General features: G+C 72.4%; 22 protein-coding genes and 1 tRNA gene. 9 read left to right on the forward strand and 14 right to left on the reverse strand.

Annotation, left to right across the window (positions count from 1 at the left end; translation table 11 throughout):
* Positions 1-202 precede the first annotated feature (202 nt).
* The 5 genes from ACZ44S_RS28785 to ACZ44S_RS28805 all read right to left on the reverse strand — a co-directional run bounded on the left by ACZ44S_RS28785 (position 203) and on the right by ACZ44S_RS28805 (position 6,193).
* Complete coding sequence (locus ACZ44S_RS28785) at positions 203-1,678, reverse strand: peptidoglycan D,D-transpeptidase FtsI family protein (protein ID WP_466933988.1); 1,476 nt, start codon at positions 1,676-1,678, stop codon at positions 203-205.
* Positions 1,675-3,123, reverse strand: a complete 1,449-nt coding sequence (locus tag ACZ44S_RS28790; RefSeq protein ID WP_190164626.1) for an FtsW/RodA/SpoVE family cell cycle protein — start codon at positions 3,121-3,123, stop codon at positions 1,675-1,677. Before ACZ44S_RS28790 ends, ACZ44S_RS28785 begins: the two co-directional genes overlap by 4 nt.
* Positions 3,124-3,150: 27 nt before the next feature.
* Positions 3,151-4,686, reverse strand: a complete 1,536-nt coding sequence (locus ACZ44S_RS28795; RefSeq protein ID WP_466934223.1) for a Stp1/IreP family PP2C-type Ser/Thr phosphatase — start codon at positions 4,684-4,686, stop codon at positions 3,151-3,153.
* A 132-nt stretch (positions 4,687-4,818) separates the two neighbouring features.
* Positions 4,819-5,328: an FHA domain-containing protein FhaB/FipA gene (locus ACZ44S_RS28800; protein ID WP_466933990.1), complete on the reverse strand. Its 510-nt coding sequence runs from the start codon at positions 5,326-5,328 to the stop codon at positions 4,819-4,821.
* Positions 5,329-5,338: 10 nt separating this feature from the next.
* Positions 5,339-6,193, reverse strand: coding sequence for an FhaA domain-containing protein (locus tag ACZ44S_RS28805; RefSeq protein WP_466933992.1), 855 nt, complete (start codon positions 6,191-6,193; stop codon positions 5,339-5,341).
* A gap of 508 nt (positions 6,194-6,701) precedes the next feature.
* On the opposite strand from ACZ44S_RS28805, the gene ACZ44S_RS28810 reads away from it, so the two are divergent.
* A tRNA-Leu gene (locus ACZ44S_RS28810) sits at positions 6,702-6,785 on the forward strand.
* A gap of 169 nt (positions 6,786-6,954) precedes the next feature.
* Here the strand turns inward: ACZ44S_RS28810 and ACZ44S_RS28815 are convergent.
* Positions 6,955-9,411 carry an ABC transporter permease gene (locus ACZ44S_RS28815; RefSeq protein ID WP_466933994.1) on the reverse strand — a complete coding sequence of 819 codons (2,457 nt, stop codon included), beginning with the start codon at positions 9,409-9,411 and terminating at the stop codon, positions 6,955-6,957.
* Positions 9,405-10,151 (reverse strand): ABC transporter ATP-binding protein, encoded by a 747-nt coding sequence (locus tag ACZ44S_RS28820; protein ID WP_466933996.1) that lies wholly within the window; start codon positions 10,149-10,151, stop codon positions 9,405-9,407. The genes ACZ44S_RS28815 and ACZ44S_RS28820 overlap by 7 nt, the downstream gene beginning before the upstream one ends.
* 207 nt (positions 10,152-10,358) lie before the next feature.
* On the opposite strand from ACZ44S_RS28820, the gene ACZ44S_RS28825 reads away from it, so the two are divergent.
* Complete coding sequence (locus ACZ44S_RS28825; protein ID WP_466934225.1) at positions 10,359-11,615, forward strand: sensor histidine kinase; 1,257 nt, start codon at positions 10,359-10,361, stop codon at positions 11,613-11,615.
* A gap of 23 nt (positions 11,616-11,638) precedes the next feature.
* Complete coding sequence (locus tag ACZ44S_RS28830; RefSeq protein WP_466934227.1) at positions 11,639-12,271, forward strand: response regulator transcription factor; 633 nt, start codon at positions 11,639-11,641, stop codon at positions 12,269-12,271.
* 39 nt (positions 12,272-12,310) lie between these two features.
* On the opposite strand, the gene ACZ44S_RS28835 is transcribed toward ACZ44S_RS28830, so the two are convergent.
* Together ACZ44S_RS28835 and ACZ44S_RS28840 are read right to left on the reverse strand one after the other, a co-directional pair.
* On the reverse strand, positions 12,311-13,237 hold the full coding sequence (locus ACZ44S_RS28835; RefSeq protein WP_466933998.1) for an NAD-dependent epimerase/dehydratase family protein: 927 nt from the start codon (positions 13,235-13,237) through the stop codon (positions 12,311-12,313).
* On the reverse strand, positions 13,234-14,193 hold the full coding sequence (locus tag ACZ44S_RS28840) for a ScbA/BarX family gamma-butyrolactone biosynthesis protein (RefSeq protein WP_466934000.1): 960 nt from the start codon (positions 14,191-14,193) through the stop codon (positions 13,234-13,236). The genes ACZ44S_RS28835 and ACZ44S_RS28840 overlap by 4 nt, the downstream gene beginning before the upstream one ends.
* Positions 14,194-14,438: 245 nt before the next feature.
* Here ACZ44S_RS28840 and ACZ44S_RS28845 point away from each other — a divergent pair, with 245 nt between their 5' ends.
* From ACZ44S_RS28845 to ACZ44S_RS28860, 4 genes are all read left to right on the forward strand, one after another.
* Positions 14,439-15,104, forward strand: coding sequence for a ScbR family autoregulator-binding transcription factor (locus ACZ44S_RS28845; RefSeq protein ID WP_466934002.1), 666 nt, complete (start codon positions 14,439-14,441; stop codon positions 15,102-15,104).
* 138 nt (positions 15,105-15,242) lie between these two features.
* Positions 15,243-16,712: a DUF2252 domain-containing protein gene (locus ACZ44S_RS28850; protein WP_466934004.1), complete on the forward strand. Its 1,470-nt coding sequence runs from the start codon at positions 15,243-15,245 to the stop codon at positions 16,710-16,712.
* A 90-nt stretch (positions 16,713-16,802) separates the two neighbouring features.
* Positions 16,803-17,642, forward strand: a complete 840-nt coding sequence (locus ACZ44S_RS28855) for a J domain-containing protein (protein WP_466934006.1) — start codon at positions 16,803-16,805, stop codon at positions 17,640-17,642.
* A gap of 52 nt (positions 17,643-17,694) precedes the next feature.
* Positions 17,695-18,024, forward strand: a complete 330-nt coding sequence (locus ACZ44S_RS28860; RefSeq protein WP_190164825.1) for a rhodanese-like domain-containing protein — start codon at positions 17,695-17,697, stop codon at positions 18,022-18,024.
* A 41-nt stretch (positions 18,025-18,065) separates the two neighbouring features.
* On the opposite strand, the gene paaE is transcribed toward ACZ44S_RS28860, so the two are convergent.
* From paaE to paaA, 5 genes are read right to left on the reverse strand one after another with little or no spacing between them, the layout of a single operon-like run.
* Positions 18,066-19,124: a 1,2-phenylacetyl-CoA epoxidase subunit PaaE gene (paaE, locus tag ACZ44S_RS28865; RefSeq protein ID WP_466934008.1), complete on the reverse strand. Its 1,059-nt coding sequence runs from the start codon at positions 19,122-19,124 to the stop codon at positions 18,066-18,068.
* The gene (paaD, locus tag ACZ44S_RS28870; protein ID WP_466934010.1) at positions 19,124-19,666 is read right to left on the reverse strand and encodes a 1,2-phenylacetyl-CoA epoxidase subunit PaaD; all 543 of its coding nucleotides are present in this window, start codon (positions 19,664-19,666) and stop codon (positions 19,124-19,126) included. The genes paaE and paaD overlap by 1 nt, the downstream gene beginning before the upstream one ends.
* A complete protein-coding gene (gene paaC, locus ACZ44S_RS28875; protein WP_466934012.1) occupies positions 19,660-20,394 on the reverse strand; it encodes a 1,2-phenylacetyl-CoA epoxidase subunit PaaC in 735 nt (244 codons plus the stop codon). Before paaC ends, paaD begins: the two co-directional genes overlap by 7 nt.
* Positions 20,391-20,678, reverse strand: a complete 288-nt coding sequence (paaB, locus tag ACZ44S_RS28880; RefSeq protein ID WP_466176794.1) for a 1,2-phenylacetyl-CoA epoxidase subunit PaaB — start codon at positions 20,676-20,678, stop codon at positions 20,391-20,393. Before paaB ends, paaC begins: the two co-directional genes overlap by 4 nt.
* The gene (gene paaA, locus ACZ44S_RS28885; RefSeq protein WP_190164640.1) at positions 20,675-21,685 is read right to left on the reverse strand and encodes a 1,2-phenylacetyl-CoA epoxidase subunit PaaA; all 1,011 of its coding nucleotides are present in this window, start codon (positions 21,683-21,685) and stop codon (positions 20,675-20,677) included. The genes paaB and paaA overlap by 4 nt, the downstream gene beginning before the upstream one ends.
* Positions 21,686-21,975: 290 nt before the next feature.
* On the opposite strand from paaA, the gene ACZ44S_RS28890 reads away from it, so the two are divergent.
* Both ACZ44S_RS28890 and ACZ44S_RS28895 read left to right on the forward strand, forming a co-directional pair.
* The gene (locus tag ACZ44S_RS28890) at positions 21,976-22,857 is read left to right on the forward strand and encodes a DUF5819 family protein (RefSeq protein WP_466934014.1); all 882 of its coding nucleotides are present in this window, start codon (positions 21,976-21,978) and stop codon (positions 22,855-22,857) included.
* Positions 22,854-24,107 (forward strand): HTTM domain-containing protein, encoded by a 1,254-nt coding sequence (locus ACZ44S_RS28895; RefSeq protein ID WP_466934016.1) that lies wholly within the window; start codon positions 22,854-22,856, stop codon positions 24,105-24,107. Before ACZ44S_RS28890 ends, ACZ44S_RS28895 begins: the two co-directional genes overlap by 4 nt.
* The last annotated feature ends 1 nt before the right edge of the window (position 24,108 follow it).

A 24,108-nucleotide genomic window follows, 5' to 3' on the forward strand; every position in this document is an offset into this window, starting at 1 on the left:
GTACCGGCCGCCGAGGCGACGCGGCTCTTCCATAGCTACCTACCAGCCCTCTCCGTCGGTCCCGGGCGGCACATGCGTGCCGCCGGAGGCTGCCGTCCGGGCCTACCGTACCCGGCTCGCTTTGTGTGACCTGGCCAAGTGCGTCAGCCGATACAGGACCGGTACCGCAACGTGCACCGATGTGAAGCAGACGTGATCGGGGTCACTGCTTGCTCTTGATGACCGCCTCCATCACGCTCTTGGCGATCGGTGCCGCGAGGCCGCCACCGGAGATGTCGCCCCGCACGGCGTCCTCGTCCTCGATCACGACCGCGACCGCCACGGGCGAGCTGCCGTCGTCGCTCTTGGCGTAGGAGATGAACCACGCGTAGGGGTTCTTGCTGTTGTTCTCGCCGTGCTGGGCGGTGCCGGTCTTGCCGCCGACCGTGACGCCGGGGATCTGCGCGTTGCGGCCGGTGCCGTCGTTGACGACGGTCTCCATCATCGACTGGAGGATCTGGGCGTTCTTCGCCGACATCGGTTCGCTGAGCTCCTCCGGGTCTGTCTTCTCGATGGTGTCGAGGCCCGGGGACTGGAGTTCGTCGACCATGTAGGGCTTCATCAGCGTGCCGTTGTTGGCGACGGCGGCGGAGACCATGGCCATCTGCAGGGGGGTGGCGGCGGTGTTGAACTGGCCGATGGAGGAGAGCGCGACCTGCGAGGGCTCCATGTTGTCGGAGAACACGGAGGCGCTGGAGCGGACCGGGGTGAACTGCTCCTCGGTGAAGCCGAACTTCTTGGCCGTCTCCAGCATCTTGTCGTTGCCGAGGTCGGCGCCGGCCTTGCCGAAGACGGTGTTGCAGGACACCCGCAGCGCCTCGCGCAGGGTGGCGTCCTCGCAGGGCAGGTTGCCGTCGTTCTTCAGTTCGGTCCTGGTGCCGGTCATGATCCACGGCAGCGGGGTCTCGGTCTTCTGGTCCGCGTCGTCGACCAGCCCGTGCTCCAGCGCGGCGGCCGCGGTGACGACCTTGAAGGTCGAGCCGGGCGGGTAGACCTCGCGCAGCGCCCGGTTGAGCATCGGGTCGTCCGGGTTGTTCTTCTTCTGGAGCTTCTGCCAGTTCTTGGTGTCCGTGTCGAGGCTGTTGCCGGCGATCGTGGACGGGTCGTACGACGGGAAGGAGGCCAGCGCGAGGATCTTGCCGGTGGACGGTTCCAGAGCGACGACGGAGCCCTTGCCGCCCTGCTTCTTCAGGCCCTCGTAGGCGGCCTTCTGGGCGGCGCCGTTGAGGGTGGTGACGACGTTGCCGCCCTCCTTGTTCTTGCCCGTCAGCATGTCGAGCGTGTTGCGGAAGAACAGGCGGTCGTCGTTGCCGGTGAGGATGCCGTCCTCGATGGACTCCAGCTGGTTGGCGCCGAAGGCCTGGGAGACGTAGCCGGTGACCGGCGCCCACATGGCGCCGTCCTTGTAGGTGCGCTTGTACGCGAAGTCGCCCTTGGTGGCCTTGTGCCCGGTGATGGGCTCGCCGTCGACGATGATGTCGCCGCGCGGCGAGGAGTACCGCTCGATGGCGACACGGCGGTTCTTCTCGTCGGTCCGCAGCTTGTCGGCCTGGGCGTACTGGATCCAGTTGTTGCGGACGAGCAGAGCGAGCATGAGCAGGCCGCAGAAGATCGCGACCCGGCGCAGGGGCTTGTTCACGGGCGGACCACCTGGGTCATCTCGGCGTCGGGGTTGGCGGCGGGGGCGGGCGCCGGGCGGCGGGCGGTGTCGCTGATTCTGAGCAGGATGCCGATCAGCGCCCAGTTGGCGATGACGGAGGACCCTCCGTACGCCAGGAAGGGCATCGTCATACCGGTCAGCGGGATGAGGCCCATGACGCCGCCGGCGACGACGAAGACCTGGAGCGCGAAGGCGCCGGACAGGCCGATGGCGAGCAGCTTGCCGAACGGGTCACGGGCGGCGAGGGCGGTGCGCACACCGCGCTCCACGATCAGCGCGTAGAGCAGGATCAGCGCCATCACGCCGGCCAGACCGATCTCCTCGCCGAAGGTGGCGAGGATGAAGTCGGAGTTGGCGGCGAAGCCGATGAGGTCGGAGTTGCCCTGGCCCCAGCCGGTGCCGAGGGTGCCGCCGGAGCCGAAGGCCCACAGCGCCTGCATGGCCTGCTCGGAGTGGACGATGCCGTCCTGGACCCCGGCGCGGCTGAGCTCGAACTCGCGCATCGGGTCGAGCCAGGCCTGCACACGTGTCTGGATGTGCGGCTCGAAGCTCGCCACGCCGACGGCGCCGGCCGCGGACATCAGCAGACCGAACACGATCCAGCTGGTCCGCTCGGTGGCGACGTACAGCATGATCACGAACATGCCGAAGAACAGCAGCGAGGTACCGAGGTCGGTCTCGAAGACCAGGATCAGGATGGAGATGATCCAGACGACGATGATCGGACCGAGGTCACGGCCGCGGGGGAGGTAGAGCCCCATGAAGCGGCGGCTGGCGAGCGCCAGCGCGTCGCGTTTGACCATCAGGTAGCCCGCGAAGAAGACCGCGAGGACGATCTTGGCGAACTCGCCGGGCTGCAGGGTGCCGAGACCGGGGATCTTGATCCAGATCCTGGCGCCGAAGACGTTGTGGCCGAGGCCAGGGACCAGCGGCAGGAGCAGCAGCACCAGGGCGCCGGCCATGGAGATGTAGGTGTAGCGCTGCAGGACGCGGTGGTCCTTGAGGAAGAACAGCACGGCCACGAACAGGGCGACGCCGAGCGCCGAGTACATCAGCTGGCGCGGTGCCGCCTCGACGAACGTCCGGCTCGCCTGGAGGCGCTCCGACTGGTCCAGGCGCCAGATGGCGACCAGTCCGATGCCGTTCAGCAGCGTCGCGATGGGCAGCAGCAGGGGATCCGCGTACGGGGCGAACTTCCGTACGGCGAGATGGCCCACGCCCGCCATCAGGCCGAGACCGATTCCGTAGCTCAGCAGCCCGGCGGGCACCTGGTCGTCGAGGGCCAGGCCCACGTTGGCGTAGGCGAAGACCGGGATGACGACGGCGAACACCAGGAGTGCCAGCTCGGTGTTGCGGCGGCTGGGTGCGCCGATCGCGCCGATCGTGGACGTGTGCTGCGTCGACGGGTTCGTAGTACTGCTCATCGTGTGACAGGGCCTCTCACGGCTTGCCTACTGCTTACCGCACAGCGAGACGACCTTCTGCTCTTCCTCCGAGAGGCTGGGGCCGGGGCTGGGAGTGGGTGCGGTCGTGGACGGGGGCGTGGACTCCGGGGCCTTCGACGAGCCCGAGGGGTTCGGCGTCGGCGAAGCCTTGGACGTGAAGGAGACGGGCGTGGTTCCCGTGGTGCCTCCGGCCTCGCCCTCACCGGTCTTCGCGTTCTTCTCGCTCTCGGCGGCGCGCCGCTCGGCCTGCTTCCTGCACGCCGAGGCCTGCACCGACAGTTCCTCGATCTTCTCCCGAGCGCCGTACAGGTCGCCTTCGACGATGGTCGCCTCGACCAGCTTCTGCTGGTAGGGCGGCAGGTACTTGAGTTCGATCTCGGGGTGGTCCTTCTCGACCTTCGAGAGCGAGACCCAGGCGAGGTCCTGGTTGATGCCCCGGTACAGCGCGACGTGTTCGCCCTTGGTGCCGACGTAGTACTGCGTCTGCGTCCAGCGCCAGCCGCCGTACAGGCCGCCGCCGAGGACGGCGAGTGCGAGCAGGCTGTACACGGACCGCTTGAGCCACCTGCGGTTCTTGGCGGGTTTGACGAAGTCGTCGTCGCCGTAGGAGAAGCCGTCCGTGGGGATGAAGCCGGTGACGTCGCCGCTGCCGGGCGGGCCGAACTCGCCGCCGCCCTGGGAGCGCCGGCGGCCGAGGCCGGAGGCGCGGCCGGCCGGGGTCTGCATGATGCCGTTGTCGTGCAGCTGGTTCTGGTTCTCGGCGACGGCGCCCACCACGACCGGGGTGTCGGACAGCTGCCCGGCGAGGGTGTCACCGGTGTCGAGGTCCAGGACGTCGGCGACGATCACGGTGATGTTGTCGGGGCCGCCGCCGCGCAGCGCCAGTTCGATCAGGTTCTGGACGGTCTCCTCGGGGCCCTGGTAGCTGGCCAGGGCGTCCTCGAGGGTCTGGTGGGAGACGACGCCGGACAGACCGTCGGAGCAGATCAGGTACCGGTCGCCGGCCCGCACCTCGCGGATCGACAGATCGGGTTCGACGTGCTCACCGCTGCCGAGGGCCCGCATGAGCAGGGACCGCTGCGGGTGGGTGGTGGCCTCCTCCTCGGTGATCCGGCCCTCGTCGACCAGACGCTGCACCCAGGTGTGGTCCTGGGTGATCTGGGTGAGGACGCCGTCGCGCAGGAGGTAGGCGCGGGAGTCGCCGACGTGCACCATGCCGAGGCGCTGGCCGGTCCACAGCAGGGCGGTCAGGGTGGTGCCCATGCCCTCGAGCTGGGGGTCCTCCTCGACCATCATGCGCAGCTGGTCGTTGGCCCGTTGGACGGCGGTGCCGAGCGAGGTGAGCAGGTCGGAACCGGGGACGTCGTCGTCGAGCGCGACGATGGTGGAGATCGCCTCGGAGGAGGCGACCTCGCCGGCCGCGGCGCCGCCCATGCCGTCGGCGATCGCGAGCAGGCGGGGACCGGCGTAACCGGAGTCCTCGTTGCCCTCCCGGATCATGCCCTTGTGCGATCCGGCGGCGAAGCGCAGGGACAGACTCATGCGCACCTCGCCCGTCGGCTCCGGGTACAGCCGGTCGTGTCGAGCCACACTGCCCACCCTCCGGTCGGGAGCGCGCCGGGATCCTGGGTGGGGACCCCCACTGCGTGCTCGCTCCGCTCGCTCATTGTCGTACTACTTCCGCAGCTCGATGACGGTCTTGCCGATGCGGATCGGGGCGCCCAGCGAAATCGGTGTGGGGGTCGTCAGCCGGGTCCGGTCCAGGTAGGTGCCGTTGGTGGAGCCCAGGTCCTCGACGATCCACTGACCGTCGCGGTCCGGGTAGATCCTGGCATGACGGCTGGAGGCGTAGTCGTCGTCCAGCACGATCGTGCTGTCGTGTGCCCGGCCCAGGGTGATGGTCTGGCCCTGGAGGGCGACGGTGGTGCCGGTGAGGGTGCCCTCGGTCACGACCAGCTTGGTGGGGGTGTTGCGGCCGCGGCGGCCGCCGCTGGTCTGCTGGCGCTGGGGGGGCGGTGCCTGGCGGGCGGCCTGCTGCGCCCGGCCGGACTCCCGCCGGGATCCGCGCTGGGTGACGCGGGTTCCGAACAGGTCACTCCGGATGACCTGCACGGCCACGATCACGAACAGCCACAGTACGGCCAGGAACCCCAGCCGCATGACCGTGAGGGTCAGCTCTGACATTGCCCCCGCTTCACCCTTCGGCTTGCCTATAGATAACGGTGGTGCTGCCCACGACGATCCGCGAGCCGTCGCGGAGCGTAGCGTGAGTGGTGTGCTGTCCGTCCACCACGATGCCGTTGGTGGATCCGAGATCCTGGATCGTCGAGGGCGTTCCGGTCCGGATCTCGCAGTGCCGGCGGGAGACGCCGGGGTCGTCGATCCGCACGTCGGCGTCGGTGCTGCGGCCCATCACCAGGGTGGCGCGGGAGATCTGGTGGCGGGTGCCGTTGATCTCGATCCAGTAGCGGGTGCGCCCGCCGGGCGCGGGTGCGGCGGGAGGTCGGCCGCCCGCGGGCTGCGGGTAGCCGTAACCGCCGGGCCTGCCGCCGGGGGGCGGCGCGGCGGGCATGGGCGGGGCGCCCGCGGGGGCGGCCGGCGGGTAGCCGTAGCCGCCGGGACGGCCGGCCGGCGGGGCGCCGCCGGGGCCCGCCCCGGGCGCCGCCTGGCCGACGGAGGAGGCGAGGGTGCGGCTGCGTACCCGGTACAGGCCGGTGTCGAGGTCGTCCGCCTTCTCCAGGTGCACCTTGATGGGACCCATGAAGGTGTAGCGCTGCTGCTTGGCGTAGTCGCGCACCATGCCGGCGAGCTCGTCGCCGAGCTGGCCGGAGTACGGGCTGAGGCGCTCGAAGTCGGGGGTGCTCAGTTCGACGATGAAGTCGTTGGGCACGACGGTGCGGTCGCGGTTCCAGATGGTGGCGTTGTTGTCACACTCCCGCTGGAGCGCTCCCGCGATCTCCACGGGCTGCACCTCGGACTTGAACACCTTGGCGAAGGTGCCGTTGACCAGACCTTCGAGACGCTGCTCGAACTTCTTCAGGACTCCCATGGGGCACCTCCTCCGTCGCTGCTGTCCTGTGTACTGCCCCGTGCACGGTTTTGTGCACCGCTTACCTGGTACTGCTTACTGATCGTATCCACGCGCCGCTCGATCGGCTGGTTCCCCCTGTCCGCCCGGTCGACGGTGTCGACGCCCTGACGAGGTTCCCTCCGGTGCTTTCCTTCGAACTCCTCGGGCCGTGCTCGTGCGCGTCGTTCCGCCATGGATCGTAGAGGGGGCCGCAGACCAGTGTCCCGCACCCGGCTGTGGTCTCCGTCCGGCTCCTGGGGAGACGGGGACGACCGGTACGAGGTTGATACGTGGAGCGGTCGCGGTCGTTGCACGGCGCGCTCCGGGGGCGTCGGGAGTGTGTTCCGTGGCCGGTCGCGGGACGTCATGGCCGGTCGGACCGGTGGCGGGGAAAGGGATGTGAATCCATCCCGACCAGCGTGCTAATGTTCTGGGTGTCGGAAGGCGCAAGGCCCCAGCGGGGCAAGGGCACGAAGACACACCCAATGCGCGGGTGGCGGAATAGGCAGACGCGCTGGATTCAGGTTCCAGTGCCCGCAAGGGCGTGGGGGTTCAACTCCCCCCTCGCGCACACCGTCGAACGGGCGGCATCCATCGGATGCCGCCCGTTTCGCATGCTCGGGGCAGATGCGGGGCGGGTCTCGTGTGAGGAACATCTCATGATCCTTTACGCCGCGGGGCGGTGTGCGGGAGGGCCCGAAACGGGGCGGAAGGCGCGGGGGACAGCGGCCGGGGTCCGGCTACTCCCGCGTGGTGGCCGACCGCAGGGCCGGGCGGCGCAGGGCGACCGCCGCCTGGACGACCGCGGAGACCGTGGCGAGGGCGGCGCAGGCGGCCGTGACCGCGGCGACGGCCCGCCAGGGGAGGGCGAACGGTGCGGGCGCCGACTGCAGGGTCAGGGCCGCCCACATCCCGGCCAGCTCGACCGCGGCGACGGTCACGCCCAGGACCGCGCCGACCGCGACCACCGTCAGCGCCTCGGCGGCCACCAGCCGCAGCACCTGCCCCCGCGTGGCACCGGTCAGCCGCAGCACGGCGAGATCACGCACCCGGTCGGATGTCGCCATGACCATGGTGTTGACCAAGGCGATGCCCGTGTACAGCAGGGCGATGCCGAGGACGAGCAGGAGGCCGTAGCGGGTGGTCCGTGACGTCCCGGGCTCCCCGGCGGCGAGCCACTGCTCCGCCGTGAGGACCCGGCCGGCGCCGGGCGGCACCGCCCGCTCCAGGCCGGCGGCCACCACGCGCGCGTCGGCACCGTCCGCGAGAGCGACGTCGACCCGGTCCACTCGCGCGCCGGGCGCGTTGGCGCGGGTCACGTAGACGCCGTTGCCGCCGGTGCCGGTGGCCGTCACCGCGGCGATCCGCAGCGTCCGCTCCGTGCCGTCCCCGAGCCACACCCGTACGCGCTGCCCCACGGTGTGCCGCTCCCACTCCTCGTTGACGACGAGCGAGCCGTCGTCGAGGTCGGTGGCCTTCCCCGCGGTGAGCGGCAGCCGCGCGGTGGCCGCCGGTGCCCCGGGTTCGACGGCACGGGCCTCGGACCTGATCAGTGCCGTGCCTTCCTCGAGGACGTACACCGCGCTGGGCGCGCTCGCCGACACCCGCGCGCCGGGCACCGCGCGGAGCCGGTCCAGCGTCCGTGAGCCGATCGCCCCGTCGCGGGCGGCCGTGACGACGAACGCCGCGGTGGTCCGCTCCCGCCTCTCGGCGGCCCCGGCGCGGTCCAGCGTCCCGGTGGCGCCGAGCAGCGAGCCCGCCAGCGCGACCGTGACCAGAACGGGCGCGGCGACCGCGGCCGTGCGCCGTACGCCCGCGGACGCGTGCTCGCGCACCAGCATGCCGCCCGCCCCCGGGAGCCGGGCGGGCAGCCAGGCCAGCAGCCGTACGGCCGGGCGCACCACCAGGGGCGCGAGCATCGCGGCGGCGGTGATCAGCAGCATGGGCCGGCTGACGTAGGTCTTGCGGTGCAGCAGATCCCCGGGATCGCTCAGCAGGGCGACGACGAGCGTCACCACGGCCGTCAGCAGCAGACCCGCACCGCAGAGCCACCGCCCCCCGGTCATCGCGCCGGAGGCGGCGGACGCCTCGCGCAGCGCCTGGAGGGGCCCCGTGCGCCCCGCCCGCCAGGAGGCGGTGACGACGCCGCACAGGGCGACGAGGAGGCCCGTCCAGAACGCCGCGTGGTACGGCCAGGACGCGTCACCGATCGCGAACCAGACCGGCGCCAGCTCCACGTCGACCACCCACGCGGCCAGCCGGGGCGCCGCCCGCGCGCCGAGCGCACAGCCGACGGCCGAGGCGACCACCCCGACCAGCAGGGCCTCGAGGACCACCATGCGCCGTAGCTGTCCCGGAGTGGCCCCGGCGGTGCGCAGCAACCCGAACTCCCGGCTCCGCTGTTCGACGGCGAACGCGAAGGTGGACGCCACCACGAACACCGAGACGAACGCGGAAACGCCGCCGGCCGTGCCGAACAGGGCGTGCAACGCGGTCAGCGCCTCGCCGTCGCGCCCGGGATCCGCGTCGGCCGACCGACGGTCGTCCCCCGTGAGGACCCGGACGCCTTCGGCGCCGCGCACCGCTTCCCGTACGGCCGCCGGGCGGGCGTCGACGATCAACCGGTGCAGGGGCGGGGACAGCTCGGCGGCGCGCGCGTCGGTGTGGAAGACGGCGTGCTCGAAGCCCCGAGCGGCCACGGTGCCCACCACCCGCACGCTGCCGCGGTCCGTGCGCAGCCGGATGCCGGGCCGCGCCCAGTCACCGCTGACGACGACCTCGTCGTCCGCGCGGGGCGCGCGGCCCGACTCGATCGCGTACGAGGCGTACCGGGCGGTGGACCAGGGGTGGCCGGTCAGCTCGCCGGGGCCGCCCTCCGCGCGGACGGGGTAGGAGCGGTCGGCGACGACGGTGCCGAGCCGGCGCAGCTTCGCCACGGTCGCGTCGGGCACCGTGCGGGGGTGCGCCAGCTTCTCGGTCCGGTCGCCGTTCGGCGTCGGTACGCGCAGGGTGTCCGCCCCCTGGACCACGACCGGGGCGGAGGCGAACCGTTCCGGCTTCCGGGCGGGAGCGTCCAGGGAGGAGGCGAGGGCGAGCCCCATGACGGTCAGCAGGGCCACGCCCAGCGACAGGGCGGTGAAGGTGCCGGCGAAGGTGATCCACCGGGCGCGCAGGGTGCGCAGGGCGAGGCTCAGCACGGCACGGTCTCCAGCCCGGTCATCCGCGCGGCGACGGCGTCGGCGCCCGCCCCGGCCAGCTCGCCGTGGACGCGGCCGTCGACCAGGAACACCACACGGTCCGCGCGGGCGGCGGCCACCGGGTCGTGGGTCACCATGACGACCGTCCCTCCCTCGCGGTCGGCGATCCCGCGCAGCAGGGTGAGCACCTCGTGTCCGGTCCGGGAGTCGAGCGCGCCGGTCGGCTCGTCGGCGAACAGCACCTCGGGGCGGGTGATCAGGGCACGGGCCAGCGCGATCCGCTGCTGCTGGCCGCCGGACAGCTGGGCGGGCCGGTGCCGGGCGCGGTCACCGAGGCCGACCTGGGCCAGCGCCTCACGGACCCGGGCGCGCGGTACGCGCCGGCCGGCCAGTCGCAGCGGCAGGGCGACGTTCTGCTCGGCGGTCAGCGCCGGCAGCAGGTTGAACGCCTGGAAGACGAACCCGATCCGCTCGCGGCGCAGCAACGTCAGCCGCCGCTCACTCAGCTCGGTCAGTTCCGTGCCGCCGACGGTGACCGAACCCGAGGTGGGCCGGTCGAGCCCCGCGGCACACTGCAGCAGCGTGGACTTGCCGGAGCCGGAGGGCCCCGTCACGGCGGTGAAGCTCCCGCGCGGGAACGCGAGAGAGACCTCGTCCAGCGCGTTCACCGCGCTGTCGCACGATCCGTACCGCCTGCTCACCCGACGCAGGGCGACCGCGTCGCCGTTCCTCTGGCCCATGTGTCCACTCCCCCTGTCCGTCCCGGCCGTTCCGGGATGACCGCGTGGGGAAACGAAACCGTCCGGGCGCCTGCCGGCGCAGTGCGGCAGGGGCGAGAAAGGGGGTAGGGCCAGGCATACCCCGAGACCTCGGCCAGGGCCCATGGCCACGGAACCACGCCGGCTCCTACGGTGATCCGCGTGCAGCCTCGAAACCCCTGGCAGGCCATGTCCCGCCCCCGCTACGCACTGTCGGTGTGGCCGTGGCGCTCGGCCGGGTATCTGCTCACCGGCGCGGTGGCCGGCGCGGCCGTGCTCGTGGCCCTCGTGGTGGCGGTGGTGGCCGGCGGTGTACTGGCGCTCGCCCTTGTGGGGCTGCCGCTGCTGCTCGGCACCGCCCTCGCGGGCCTGCCGGTGGCCGGGCTGGAACGGCGGCGGCTGCGGCTGGTCGACGGCGATCCCGCGCACGACCCGCATCGGCCGCCCCCGGCCCCCGGGCTGCGTGCGTGGCTGACCACCCGGCTGCGGGAGCGGGCCACCTGGCGGGAGCTCGGTCACACCCTGCTGTTCGCGGGTCTGCTGTGGCCGGTCGACGCCCTGGTGCTCACGGCTGGCCTGCTTCTCCCGGCGGCCGTGACCGCCACCCCGCTGCTGATGGCGACGACGGGGGACGGCAGGGAGGCGAAGGTCGTCAAGCTGTGGACGGTCACCAGCTGGCCGGCGGCGTTCGGTGCCGCCCTGCTCGGGATCGTCCTGCTCGCCCTGGGCGCCTATGTGCTGGGCGTCGCGGCGGGCGCCCGCGCGGGGCTGACCCGGCTGCTGATCGCCCCGCGCGAGGACGAACTCGACGCCCGGGTCACCGAACTGACGCGGTCACGGGTGCGTCTGCTGGACGCGTTCGAGGCGGAGCGGCGCCGCATCGAACGGGATCTGCACGACGGTGCCCAGCAGCGCCTGGTCGCCTTGACGATGACGCTGGGCCTGGCCCGCCTGGACGCGCCGCCCGGCCCGCTCGCCGATCAGCTTGCCCAGGCACACGAGGAGTCGGGGCGGGCGCTTCAGGAGTTGCGGGAGCTCATCCACGGCATCCACCCCCAGGTGCTCGCCGACTACGGCCTGGAGGCCGCCGTCGCCGACGCCGCCGACCGGTCCGCCGTACCCGTGGACGTGGACCTGTGCCTGCCCGCGCGGCTGCCCGCCTCCGTGGAGGCCGCCGGATACTTCGTGGTGTGCGAGGCGCTCGCCAACGTCGCCCGGCACAGCGGGGCGAACCGCGCGCGCGTGGACGGCGGGCACCGCGACGGACGGCTGCTGCTGGAGATCCGCGACGACGGGCGGGGCGGGGCGCGGGCCGGCGCGGGCAGTGGGCTGACGGGCCTGGCCGACCGGGTGTCGGTGCTCGATGGCAGACTCACCCTGTCCAGCCCGGTGGGCGGACCGACCCTGCTGCGTGTGGAGATCCCTTGCGCCCCCTGCTCCCCCTGACGGACGGCCGGGCGCTGCGCGTGGTGCTGGCCGAGGACGGCGTGCTGCTGAGGGAGGGCCTGATCGGTCTGCTCCAGCGGTGCGGGCACGAGGTCGTGGCGGCGGTCGGTGACGCGGAGGCGCTGGTGTCCGCGGTCGGGGAGCACGACCCGGACATCGTGGTGACCGACGTCCGGATGCCCCCGGACTTCCGGGACGAGGGCCTGCACGCGGCCGTGCGGCTGCGCGCCGAGCGGCCAACTCTGCCCGTGCTGGTCCTCAGCCAGTACGTCCAGCGCCGGTACGCCGCCGATCTGCTGGACTCGGGCGACGGATCGGGCGTCGGTTATCTGCTGAAGGACCGGGTCGGCCAGGTCGAGGAGTTCGTGGCCGCGCTGTGCGACGTCGCGGCCGGCGGCACGGTGGTGGATCCCGAGGTCGTACGGCAGTTGCTGCGCCGGCGGCGTGATCCGCTGGAGCGGCTGTCCCCGCGGGAGCGGGAGGTGCTGGCGCTGATCGCCGAGGGCAGGTCCAACGGCGCGATCGCGCGTGCGCTGGTGGTGTCGGAGGCGGCCGTCGGCAAGCACATCGGCAGCATCTTCGCCAAGCTGGACCTGCCCCCTACGGACGAGACGCACCGGCGGGCGCTGGCGGTGCTGGCATATCTGCGGGCGTGAGCCGCCCGCCGCATGGGCCGACAAACCGACCAGTTGGTTCTACCTGTGGGAGGTCAGGTGCGTCCGGTACCACGGCGCCGACCGCGCGAAGGCGGCCGCGAAGCCCTCACCCGGTGAGCAGTCCAGGTCCTTCCAGAAGGCGTCGTCCACGAACCAGTGGTCCACGGTGAGCATGTCGAGGTGATGCAGCGCGCGCGGGGATCCGGCGGCCCGCGCGCGGGCGGTGGCCACGTCGACCGAGGTGCCGTCGCCGGGCCGCTCCACCTGCTCGTACACGGCCGTGAGCAGCTCCGCAGCGGGTACGGGGGCCGGATGGCCCACGTAGTGCGCGCCGGGTCCGTGGTGCGGGGACAGGGCGGCGGCCAGGACCGCCCGGCCCAGGGTCTCCACGTCGATCATCGAGTGGAGCGCCGTGCAGTCGGCCAGGGTCGCGGACAGCTCCCGCAGCAGCCCCACCAGCCCGGGAACCACCCAGCGGTCGCCCTCACCGTGGACCAGATGCGGGCGCAGCACCAGTCCGCCCGCGTCGAGCACATGCCGTTCCGCCGCCGCGCGGGAGCGGCTGGTGGCGGAGACGGGAGCGATCGGCGCCTCGCCCGGCCGTACGCCGCGGAAGGGCCCCCGGCCGTGGACGGCGGCGGTGCTCACGTACACGATCCGGCGCACCCTGCTCCGTGCGGCCTCCTCCACCAGGGCCTTGGTGCCGAGGTCGTTGACCGCCGCGACGGCCTCCGGGTCGCCGCCGACGCGGGAGGCGCAGTGGACGAGGACGTCGACGCCGTCGCAACTGCCGTGCAGCGTGCGGGGGTCGGCGAGATCACCGGGCACCGTCGCGGCGCCCGGCTGTCCCCCCGGCGGGCGGCGCGACAGGGCGCGGACGCGGACACCGGGGCGCCCGTGGGCCGCTGCGGCGACCCGGCTGCCGACGAAGCCCGTCGCGCCGGTGAGCAGCAGGTCGACGGTCACGGGAGCGACCGTACCGGGGCGGTGGGGGCGCAGGTGAGGGTGGCGGCGAAGACGGGTTCGTCGTCCTGTCGTCCCGCCACCCGGACTGTCACCTCGTCCTCGTCCTTCTCCAGGACCTCCGTGTCGATCCAGCAGGGGCTGTCCAGTTCGGCGTAGCGGCTGAAGGAGACGGACAGCTCGGACGGCAGGAAGGGCAGCCGGTCCGATGCCGCGGTCGCGGCCTGGCGGGCGGCCTCGAACAGGACCATGCCGGGGACGTGGTCGTTGGGGCGGGGGAAGAGCACCGGGTGACCGGTGTCGACGCGCAGGAGCCAGGTGCCGGGCCGGTCGGCGGGGGCCAGGACGACGTCCTCCGCGCGGTGGCGGCCCACCCGTTCGGGCGGAACCGGTGCGGGCGGCGGTATTCGCACGCCCAGGGTGGCCAATTGGCGTGCCCTCAGGCGGCGGTAGGCGGCCGGTGAGGTGCAGCCCGTGCTGCCGGTGCCGCGGGCGACGAGTCTGCCCGCGCGGTGGAACTCCATGGTCGTGCGCATACTGTTCAGGCCGCGACCCCGGCGCCGCACCTCGGAACACACGACGTCGACGGTGACCGGCTCGGCCGCTTCGGCGAGGAGCAACGCGGCGGGGTCGGTGGAGACCTCCAGGTCACGCATGACGAAATGCGTGTCGGAGGGGGCGCCGAACTCGGCGTGGGCGAGGGCCATCGAGATCTGGCGCAACGTTTCACCGACGATCATCGGATCGTGGTGGCGCGCGTCGACGGGGCCGAAGAAACTGTGGTCGGCGGGCCAGCGTGCGGTGACGCGGAACCGGTCGTCCGAGAACCGGACCCATTCCACCGGGAAGACGTCCGCCGCGCGGGGGCGGTGGGCGAGTTCGGGTGTGACGCGGGTGCGGAAGGGGGCGGCGCCCGCGGCGTTTGCGGGCAGGCCCTGCTCTCCGGTCTGATCCTCCATGGGTGCGCTCAACGAATCCGATTGCGGCATGAGAACCCCCGGGATCGGCAATCTGGTTCCGGTCGGTTCGCACTAAGATACGGACGAGACGGTTTTTTTCCAAGGGTGATCCACATCGCCGGATTCGAGACCGAGCGCACCGCACGGCGCGACGGACCGCACGGCGCTGCACGCCGACGGCACGGTGACCGCACGGTGCGACCCACGAGACCCACGAGGATCCACGCAGATCAGGGAGGCACCCGATGGCGCGACAGGAGCGCGCGATCCGCACCCGGCGGACCATTCTGGAGGCGGCGGCGGCCGTCTTCGACGAACGCGGCTACACCTCGGCGACCATTGGGGAAATCCTCGACCGGGCCGGAGTCACCAAGGGCGCGCTCTACTTCCACTTCGGCTCCAAGGAGGAGCTGGCCCTCGGCGTGTTCGAGGAGCAGCTGGCGATCTCCCTCCCGTCCCAGGCAGGCAAGCTGCAGGAACTGGTCGACTCCGGCCTGGTGCTGGCGCTGCGGCTGCGGACCGAGCCGCTGGTGCGGGCGAGTGTCGGACTGGCCCTTGACCAGGGGGCGCTGGGCCTGGACCGGACACCGGCGTTCGGCATGTGGATCGACCAGACCACCCGGACGCTGGCCGAGGCCAAGGCCGGGGGCGAACTGCTGCCCCACGTCGACGCGGCGGAGACGGCGGAACTGCTGGTCGCGAGCTTCTCGGGGGTGCAGCTCCTGTCCCAGCTGCGCTGTCAGCGGCAGGATCTGGAGCACCGGGTCGTCGTGCTGTTCCACCACATGCTCCCGGGCATCGCCGTTCCCGCGGTGCTGGCCCGCCTGGACATCTCGCCCGGCCGCGCGGGACGCCTGCTCGCCGAGGGGCGGGCGCTGCCGGTGGCGGGGGACGTCGCGGAGGCGGGATAGGGGCCGTCCGCACGACCCCGTTGTCCACAGGCCGGGAGTTGTCCACAGGGACCTGACGAGTTTCGGCCACCGGCGGTACGGTCGGCACGATCGATGTCACTTGTACAGCACACATGTGGACGGGGGAGGCGGTCGGACATGACCGAGTTCCATGCCGGGACGGCGGGGACCCGAGGCGTCGCCGAGACGCCGGAGGCCACAGGCACGGGCGCCACGGGCTGGGTACGACGGCTGCCGCGGGTTCCCGGGTTCGCCGAGTGGCCGGCCGCGGGCACGCCCAAGGCCGAGGGCAAGGCCCTGCGCGGACAGGTGCCGCGCGACGCGCACGCCGCCCTCCACCTGGACGCCTCCCGCCCCGACGCCGTGAGCGCCGTCGAGGAGTCCAGCCGCGGCCGGCTGCCCGAGCTCACCCCGATCCGGATCGGCAGGATGGCGGCCACACCGTTCGCCTTCCTGCGCGGCTCGGCCGGCCTGATGGCGTACGACCTGGCCCGCACCCCCGTGACGGGGATCGGTGCCCAGATCTGCGGCGACGCCCACGCGGCGAACTTCGGCCTGTACGGGGACGCGCGCGGCGGCCTCGTCATCGACCTGAACGACTTCGACGAGACCGTCCACGGCCCCTGGGAGTGGGACCTCAAGCGGCTCGCCGCCTCGCTGGTGCTCGCCGGGCGGGAGGCCGGCGCGGACGAGGACACCTGCCGCGCGGCGGCCCACGACGCCGTCGGCGCCTACCGGCGCACCATGCGGCTGCTGTCCAAGCTGCCTGCCCTGGACGCCTGGAACGCCATCGCGGACGAGGAACTGGTCTCCCACACCGACGCGCACGATCTGCTGGGCACACTGCAGCGGGTCTCCGAGAAGGCCCGCGCGAACACCAGCGGCCGCTTCGCGGCCAAGTCGACCGAGGCGACCGACGACGGCGGGCGCCGCTTCGTCGACGCGCCGCCGGTGCTGCGCCGCATACCGGACGCCGAAGCCGCGCAGGTGGCGGCCTCCCTGGAGGAGTACCTCGGCACGCTCCCGCCGGACCGCCATCCGCTGCTCGCCCGGCACGCGGTGCACGACGTGGCGTTCCGCGTCGTCGGCACCGGCAGTGTGGGCACCCGCTCGTACGTGGTGCTGCTTCTCGACCACCGGGGCGAGCCCCTGGTGCTCCAGGTGAAGGAGGCCCGCCCCTCGGCGCTGGTGCCGCATCTGCCGGCGGCCGGCTTCGAGACCCCCGAGGCCGGGCACGAGGGCAGGCGCGTGGTGCAGGGACAGAAGCGCATGCAGGTCATAAGCGACAGCCTGCTCGGCTGGACGACGGTCGACGGCCGCCCCTTCCAGGTGCGCCAGTTCCGCAACCGCAAGGGCAGTGTGGACCCGGCGGCGCTGGCCGCCGACCAGGTCGACGACTACGCCCGGATGACCGGTGCCCTGCTGGCCCGCGCCCACTCCCACAGCGCCGACCCCCGCCTGATCGCCGGCTACTGCGGCAAGAACGACGAGCTGGACGAGGCGGTGGCCGCGTTCGCCGTCGCCTATGCCGACCGCACCGAGGCCGACCACACGGACCTGGTCACCGCCGTGCGCTCGGGGCGGATAGCGGCGGAGACGGGAGTCTGAGCGGCTCTCCGGGGAAGGCACGGCTCCCGGGGCGGGCCCCGCTCCACGGGGGCGGGGCGCGGGCCCCGGCGGGTGGCCTACGCTGTCCGGGTGACGACCTCGGAAGGTGAGCAGGGTGGCGGCGGCACCGGCGCGGAGCGGACGCCCGGCGGTGGTGCGGCGCGGCCCGAAGACCGGCTGGAACAGGCCGTACGGGCGGCCGAGCAGGCGCTGATCGAGTTCGAGATCGCCGTGGAGACCTTCCGCGTCGAGGTCGAGAACTTCTCCCGGCTGCACGAACAGAAGCTCGGCCCGATGTACGCCCGTCTCGAGGAGCTCGACGCCCGGATCCTGGAGGCCAAGGCCGCTCGCAGTGACGATCCCGAGGACCGGCGGCGGGCCGACGAGGCGCGGGCCCGGCTCATGCCGATTCCCGGTGTCGAGGAGCTGATGAACGGCTGGATGGACGGGGACGGCCTGTTCCCCGAGGCCACCGCCATGCTCACGGACCAACCGGTCCGGCCCCCGCAGCGGGTGCGGCCCAGCGAGGAGGCCCGCAAGCTCTACCGCGAGCTCGCCCGCAAGGCTCACCCGGATCTGGCACAGGAGGACAAGGAGCGCGCCCGCCGCGAGGAGTTCATCACCCGGGTCAACGCCGCCTACGCCCGGGGCAGCGAGGCCGAGCTGCGGGAACTCGCCGAGGAGTGGGCCGCGGGACCGGAGCTGAAGCGTCTGCCCAGCGCCGGCGAGGAGCTCTACGCCCGCCTCGAATGGCTCTCGCGGCGCAAGGAACTGCTCACACTCGTCGCCAAGGATCTCGAGGAGAGCGCCATCGGCTCGATGCTCCGCCTCGCGCCCGACGACCCCGACGGGTTGCTCGAGGAGATCGCCGGACAGCTGAAGGACCAGGTGGCCGAACGCGAGGCCGAGCTGGGGGCCCTGCTGAGCTGAGGCGGCGCCCGCCCGGTCGGGTAGCGTCGGGGGCATGAGTTTTGGAGCTGGTGTGCCCACGGTCCAGGTCGCGGACCTCAAGGACGGCGACTTCCTGCTGGACGTCCGTGAGGACGACGAGTGGAAGGCCGGCCACGCCGAAGGGGCGCTGCACATCCCCATCAGCGAGTTCGTGGCCCGCTACGGCGAGCTGACCGAGGCCGCCCCGCAGGACGGCCGGATCCATGTGATCTGCCGGTCCGGCGGACGGTCGGCCCAGGTCACGATGTACCTGGCCCAGCAGGGCATCGACGCCGTCAATGTGCACGGCGGCATGCAGCTGTGGGAATCCGCCGGCCGTCCCGTCGTCACCGACGACGGACAGCCGGGGCACGTCCTGTAGCGTCCGCGCGCGCCCGCCCGGCGTCCGCCCGGCCTCCGCTGCTACCGGTCGAAGTCCAGCTCCACCGTCTCCGTCACCGGGTGCGACTGGCAGGCCAGGACATAGCCCGCCTCGGTCTCCTCCGACTCCAGCGCGAAGTTGCGGTCCATCCGCACCTCGCCCGAGACGAGGAAGGCGCGGCAGGTACCGCACACCCCGCCCTTGCAGGCGTAGGGCGCGTCGGCCCGGTTGCGCAGCACCGTGTCCAGCAGGGACTCCCCTGAGCGGACGGGCCAGGTGCCGCCGCGTCCGTCGAGCCGGGCGGTGACCGTGCTGTGCGCCGGCGCGGGCGCCGTGACGACGGGTGCCGTACCGGCGTCCACGTGAAAGATCTCCTCGTGGATGCGGGCGCGGGCGACGCCCAGGCCGCGCAGTGCTCGCTCGGCACCCTCGACCAGGCCGTAGGGACCGCACAGGAACCAGCCGTCCACCTGTTCCACGGGCAGAAGCACCGGAAGCAGCGCTGCCAGCCGCTCCTGGTCCAGCCGCCCGGACGGCAGCCCGGCCTGCTGCTCCTCGCGGGAGAGCACCGTCACCAGCTGGAACCGCTCGGGGTAGCGGTCCTTCAGGTCGGCGACCTCCTCCAGGAACATCGTCGAGGCCGTCGTGCGGTCGCTGCGGATCAGGCAGAACCGGGCTCCGGGCTCACGGGCCAGGAGCGTCGAGACGATCGACAGCACCGGGGTGATGCCGCTGCCGCCGACGATCGCCGCGTACCGGCCGGGGGCGGGAGGGAGCGTGAAGCGGCCGGCCGGGGTCATCACCTCCAGCTCGTCGCCGAGATCGATCTCCTTGAGCGCGTAGGTGGAGAAGGCGCCGCCCTCGACCAGCCGCACTCCGACCCGCAGGGTGCTCGGCGCCTCGCCGCCGGGCGCGGGGGAGCAGATGGAGTAGGTGCGCCGTATCTCCTGGCCGTCGGCGGTGCGCCGCAGGGCCAGATGCTGACCGGGCAGGTGGCGGTACTCCTCGCGAAGGTGCGGGGGGACGTCGAGGGTGAGGGCGACGGAGTCGTCGGTGAGCCGGTCGACCGCGGCCACCCGGAGCCGGTGGAAGCGGGCCATCACAACTCCTTGAAGTGGTCGAACGGTTCACGGCAGGCCAGGCAGCGTCGCAGCGCCTTGCACGCGGTGGACGAGAAGCGGCTGAGCAGCTCGGTCTCGGCGGACCCGCAGTGCGGGCAGCGGACGGGCGCCGGACCGTCCTCGGGCAGCCGGGGCTCGCGGGTGCGGGTCGTTCCGAGCTCCACAACGACCGGCCCGGAGTCCGCCCGGGCGCGCGGTGGGGCGATGCCGAACTCCTGGAGCTTGCGGCGCCCTTCGTCCGTGATGTCGTCGGTCGACCAGGCGGGTGCGAGCACCGTGCGCACGGTGACCTCGCGCACTCCGTGCTCGCGCAGCACCCGCTCTATGTCGAGGCTCATCGCCTCGATGGCCGGGCAGCCGGTGTACGTCGGGGTCAGTTCGACCTCGACGGTGTCCTCCCCGCGGGCGTGCACCGCGCGCACGACGCCCAGCTCGCGCAGGGTCAGCACCGGCAGTTCGGGGTCGGGCACCGAACCGGCGAGTTCCAGGAGTTCCGCCTCCAAGGGGGTGGTGGTCACCATGACGCCCCCGGGTGGCTGCGGTGCAGGTGCTGCATCTCGGCGAGCATCCGGCCGAAGGGCTCGGTGTGCAGGCCCTGCCGGCCCGCGCCCGCCGCCCACGCTCCCGTGCGCGGGCCCTCGGGGACCGTGAGCGTGGCCCGGCGCAGCACTTCTGCGGTCCACTCCAGCCAGGCCGTCTCCAGGCCGGTCCAGTCGACGTCGATGCCCTCGACCGGCTGGAACATCTCGCCGGTGTAGCGCCACAGGGCGTCCACGGCCCGCTGCATCCGCGTGTGGCTCTCCTCGGTGCCGTCCCCGAGGCGCAGGGTCCACTGCCGGGCGTGGTCGCGGTGGTAGTCGACCTCCTTGACGGCCTTGGCGGCCAGCGGCGCGAACGGTCCGTCACCGCCGGCCAGTTCCGCGTACAGCCGGTACTGGTGGGCGGAGAAGAACAGCTGGCGGGCGATGGTGTGGGCGAAGTCGCCGCCCGGCTGCTCCACCAGCTGGAGGTTGCGGAACGCGCGCTCCTCGCGGAGAAAGGCCAGTTCGTCCTCGTCGCCGGCCATCGACAGCAGCACCCTGGCCTGGCCCAGCAGGTCCAGCGCGATGTTGGCGAGGGCGACCTCCTCCTCCAGCACGGGGGCGTTGCCGGCCCACTCGCCCAGCCGGTGGGAGAGCACCAGCGCGTCGTCACCGAGGGCGAGCGCGGCCGCCGTGACGGCGGTGTCCTTGGCGGGTGTCGTCGTCACAGGTGCTGCACCCCCTCGGGGATCTCGTAGAACGTCGGGTGCCGGTAGGGCTTGTCGGCGGCGGGTTCGAAGAACGGGTCCTTCTCGTCGGGGGAGGAGGCGGTGATCGCGGACGACGGCACGACCCAGATCGAGACGCCCTCGCCGCGCCGGGTGTACAGATCGCGGGCGTTGCGCAGGGCGAACTCCGCGTCCGGCGCGTGCAGGCTGCCGGCGTGGGTGTGGGACAGTCCCCGGCGCGAGCGCACGAAGACCTCCCACAGGGGCCAGTCGGTGTGGGTCATGCTCGCGTCGCTCCTGTCTCGCCGTTCATGTGCTTGGCCGCGTGGGCCGCTGCCGCCTCCCTGACCCAGGCGCCCTCTTCGTGGGCCTTCCTGCGCCGGGTCAGCCGCTGTTCGTTGCACGGGCCGTTGCCCTTGAGGACGTCCCAGAACTCCGACCAGTCGATCGCGCCGAAGTCGTGGTGCCCGCGCTCCTCGTTCCACTTCAGGTCGGGGTCGGGGAGGCTGAGGCCGAGGGATTCGGCCTGGGGGACGCAGATGTCGACGAAGCGCTGGCGCAGTTCGTCGTTGGAATGCCGCTTGATCTTCCAGGCCATCGACTGCGCGGAGTGCTGCGACTCGTCGTCGGGCGGGCCGAACATCATCAGCGACGGCCACCACCAGCGGTCCACCGCGTCCTGCGCCATCGCGTGCTGCTCCGGGGTGCCCTTGCTGAGGGCGAGCAGCAGCTCGTAGCCCTGGCGCTGGTGGAAGGACTCCTCCTTGCAGATGCGGACCATGGCGCGCGCGTACGGACCGTAGGAGCAGCGGCACAGGGGGACCTGGTTGGTGATGGCGGCGCCGTCCACGAGCCAGCCGATGGCGCCGACGTCCGCCCAGGTCAGGGTGGGGTAGTTGAAGATCGAGGAGTACTTCTGGCGGCCGGAGTGCAGCTTGTCGAGCAGCTCCTCGCGGCTGGTGCCGAGTGTCTCGGCGGCGCTGTAGAGATACAGGCCGTGCCCGGCCTCGTCCTGCACCTTGGCCATGAGGATCGCCTTGCGGCGCAGTGAGGGCGCGCGCGTGATCCAGTTGGCCTCCGGCTGCATGCCGATGATCTCGGAGTGCGCGTGCTGCGCGATCTGCCGGACCAGCGTGGCCCGGTAGGCGTCCGGCATCCAGTCGCGCGGCTCGATCCGCTCGTCGGCCGCGACGGCCGCGTCGAAGGCGTGCTGGTGGGCGGCGGTGTCGTCCGCGGCCATGACGTCGTACGCCCGGCTGCCGGCCGTATCGCGGGCGGCTGCTGTCGCCATGAGGTCCCCCTCGACCTGGATGCTTCCCGGAGCACGCTCCCGACCGATCGTTCGGTTCGTGCGATTCCATGGTGAGACGGGCGCCGCGAGGTGTCAACCGCTTGTGGATAACCTGCGGGGGCTGTCCGTGGACGTCGGTGCTCGGACCGGGGATGTGGTGACGGCCACGGAAACGGGTTCCGGGAGGACTGTGCCCGGGCGGCCGGTGCTGAGTACCGTTCGTGCGACGCGGCGGAGCGGACGCGCGGGGCGGAAGCAGGGACGGACCGGGATCGGTGGATCGGGGCGGGATGAACGCGTACGACAAGGGCTCGGACGCCCGGCGGGAGCCTGCCGGGCGGGGCCTGCCGGACCCGCGCCCCGCCACCCCCGCACCCGGATCACCGGCCGCCAACCCCTCCCCCGGAAGCTCGGCCTCCGGCCACCCGGCGGACCGCCCGCCCCCGCCGTACTCCCCCCGTGAGAACCCCGGCACCGGCCCCTCCGCCGACCCCGCCTCCCTGACCGCCCCGCCCACCGAGCCCCGTAGCGGTGTGGCAGCCCTCTCCCTGCGCTACCAGATCGGCGCCGCGGTGGCCCTCGCGCTCGTCGCCGTCGCCGTCTGTGTGCACCTCGGCATGACGTTCCTGCACGTCGCACCCTTGAACACGGTCAGCAAGCAGCACCGCGAGACCATCGAGAACTGGATCTACCCGGAGTTCGAGCAGAACTGGAAGCTGTTCGCGCCGAACCCCCTGCAGCAGAACATCGCCGTCCAGGTGCGCGCCGAGGTCCTCACCGCGGACGGCGCGTCCCGGACCACCGGCTGGTACGACCTGTCCGCCGAGGACGGCCGGGCCATCGACGGCAACCCGGCGCCCAGCCACACCCAGCAGAACGAACTGCGCCGCGCCTGGGACTTCTTCGTCTCGACACACGACAACGACAACCGTCCGGTGGGCCACCGCGGAGCGCTGTCCGAGGCGTATCTGCGCCGGATCATGGTGATGCGCCTCGACCGGGCGGACGCCGCCGGCGCGGGCGGCACCCTCGCGCGGGTCCAGGTCCGCTCCCGCACCACCAACGTGCCACCGCCGGACTGGAGCGACGAGAAGATCTCCACCACACCCGTGTACCGCACCCTGCCCTGGTGGTCCCTGCCCGACGACGAGACCCGGGGAGGCATCGGGTGAACCGCCTCTCGCTGGCGCTCTCCCGGGTGATCGCCCGCGTCACCGACTCCGCGCTCGGCCCCCACCAGACCGCCGTGATCCGCATCGGCTTCGGCCTGACCTGGCTGCTGTTCCTGCTGCGCGAGTTCCCCCACCGTCAGGAGCTCTACGGTCCGGACGGGCCCTGGGCATGGGACCTCGCCGATCAGCTGGTCACGACGAACGACGCCTTCACCGTGCTGCTCTGGTCGGACAGCCAGATCTGGTTCGAGGCCGTCTACGCGCTGGCCGTGCTGTGGAGCCTGCTGCTCCTGCTGGGCTGGCGCACCCGCACCATGTCGGTGCTCTTCATGGTGGGCGTGCTCGCACTGCAGAACCGCAGCGTCTTCATGGGGGACGGCGGCGACAACGTCCTGCACCTGATGTCGATCTACCTGGTGTTCACCCGCTGCGGCCAGGTCTGGTCACTGGACGCGCGGCGGGCGCGCCGCTTGAAGGAGGCACGCGCGCGCGGGGAGCGCCAGCGCGACCGGGCCGGCCCGGTCCTGTGGGGCGTCCTGGGCCTCCTGCTGATCCTGGCCACGCTGGCGGGCCGGACGGACAGCGACTGGTTCATACCGGCGCTGCTGTGGACCGTGTGGCTCGGGCAGGCGCTGTGGTGGCTGGTCGGGCGCCGCGCGAGGACCGGGGAGCCGCGGATCCTGCTCGACGTCGTGGCGAACATCGTGCACAACGGCGCCCTGCTCGTGATCATGGCCGAGGCCTGTCTGATCTACGCCACGGCCGGCTGGTACAAGGTGCAGGGCTCCCGCTGGCAGGACGGCACGGCGGTCCACTACCCGCTCCAGCTGGAGTACTTCTCCCCCTGGCCGGCTCTGGGGGACCTGTTGTCGGCCGGCGGCACCATGGTGATGCTGGTGACCTACGCGACCGTCGCCGTGCAGGTCGCCTTCCCGTTCACGCTGTTCAACCGGCGGGTCAAGAACGTCCTGCTGTCCTTCATGATCCTCGAGCACGCGGTGATCGCCGTCGTGCTCGGGCTGCCCTTCTTCTCCCTGGCGATGATCGCCGCCGACGCGGTCTTCCTGCCGACGTCCTTCCTGCGCCGCCTGGGTGATCTGGCGGCACGCGTGTGCGGGCGACCGGGCCCGCGCGGAGGCCGGGCACGGGTCCCGGGGCCGCGCTCCCCGGCGGACGCCCCTGCGGACGGGGCCCCGGTGGAGGCGGCGGCCGCCCCGGCGCCCGGCGGAGCCCCGGGCCCGCGCACGTAGG

This window comes from Streptomyces malachitofuscus (assembly GCF_055571035.1).

Bases quoted from the DNA above. Each gene is read 5' to 3' on its own strand.
- ACZ44S_RS28805 (WP_466933992.1), bottom strand. From the start codon at position 6,193: ATGGGAGTCCTGAAGAAGTTCGAGCAGCGTCTCGAAGGTCTGGTCAAC.
- ACZ44S_RS28825 (WP_466934225.1), top strand. From the start codon at position 10,359: ATGTCCCGCCCCCGCTACGCACTGTCGGTGTGGCCGTGGCGCTCGGCC.
- paaD (WP_466934010.1), bottom strand. From the start codon at position 19,666: ATGGTGACCACCACCCCCTTGGAGGCGGAACTCCTGGAACTCGCCGGT.
- paaB (WP_466176794.1), bottom strand. From the start codon at position 20,678: ATGACCCACACCGACTGGCCCCTGTGGGAGGTCTTCGTGCGCTCGCGC.
- ACZ44S_RS28840 (WP_466934000.1), bottom strand. From the start codon at position 14,193: ATGGAGGATCAGACCGGAGAGCAGGGCCTGCCCGCAAACGCCGCGGGC.
- ACZ44S_RS28845 (WP_466934002.1), top strand. From the start codon at position 14,439: ATGGCGCGACAGGAGCGCGCGATCCGCACCCGGCGGACCATTCTGGAG.
- ACZ44S_RS28790 (WP_190164626.1), bottom strand. From the start codon at position 3,123: ATGAGCAGTACTACGAACCCGTCGACGCAGCACACGTCCACGATCGGC.
- ACZ44S_RS28820 (WP_466933996.1), bottom strand. From the start codon at position 10,151: ATGGGCCAGAGGAACGGCGACGCGGTCGCCCTGCGTCGGGTGAGCAGG.
- ACZ44S_RS28890 (WP_466934014.1), top strand. From the start codon at position 21,976: ATGAACGCGTACGACAAGGGCTCGGACGCCCGGCGGGAGCCTGCCGGG.
- paaA (WP_190164640.1), bottom strand. From the start codon at position 21,685: ATGGCGACAGCAGCCGCCCGCGATACGGCCGGCAGCCGGGCGTACGAC.
- ACZ44S_RS28850 (WP_466934004.1), top strand. From the start codon at position 15,243: ATGACCGAGTTCCATGCCGGGACGGCGGGGACCCGAGGCGTCGCCGAG.
- ACZ44S_RS28795 (WP_466934223.1), bottom strand. From the start codon at position 4,686: ATGAGTCTGTCCCTGCGCTTCGCCGCCGGATCGCACAAGGGCATGATC.
- paaE (WP_466934008.1), bottom strand. From the start codon at position 19,124: ATGGCCCGCTTCCACCGGCTCCGGGTGGCCGCGGTCGACCGGCTCACC.
- ACZ44S_RS28800 (WP_466933990.1), bottom strand. From the start codon at position 5,328: ATGTCAGAGCTGACCCTCACGGTCATGCGGCTGGGGTTCCTGGCCGTA.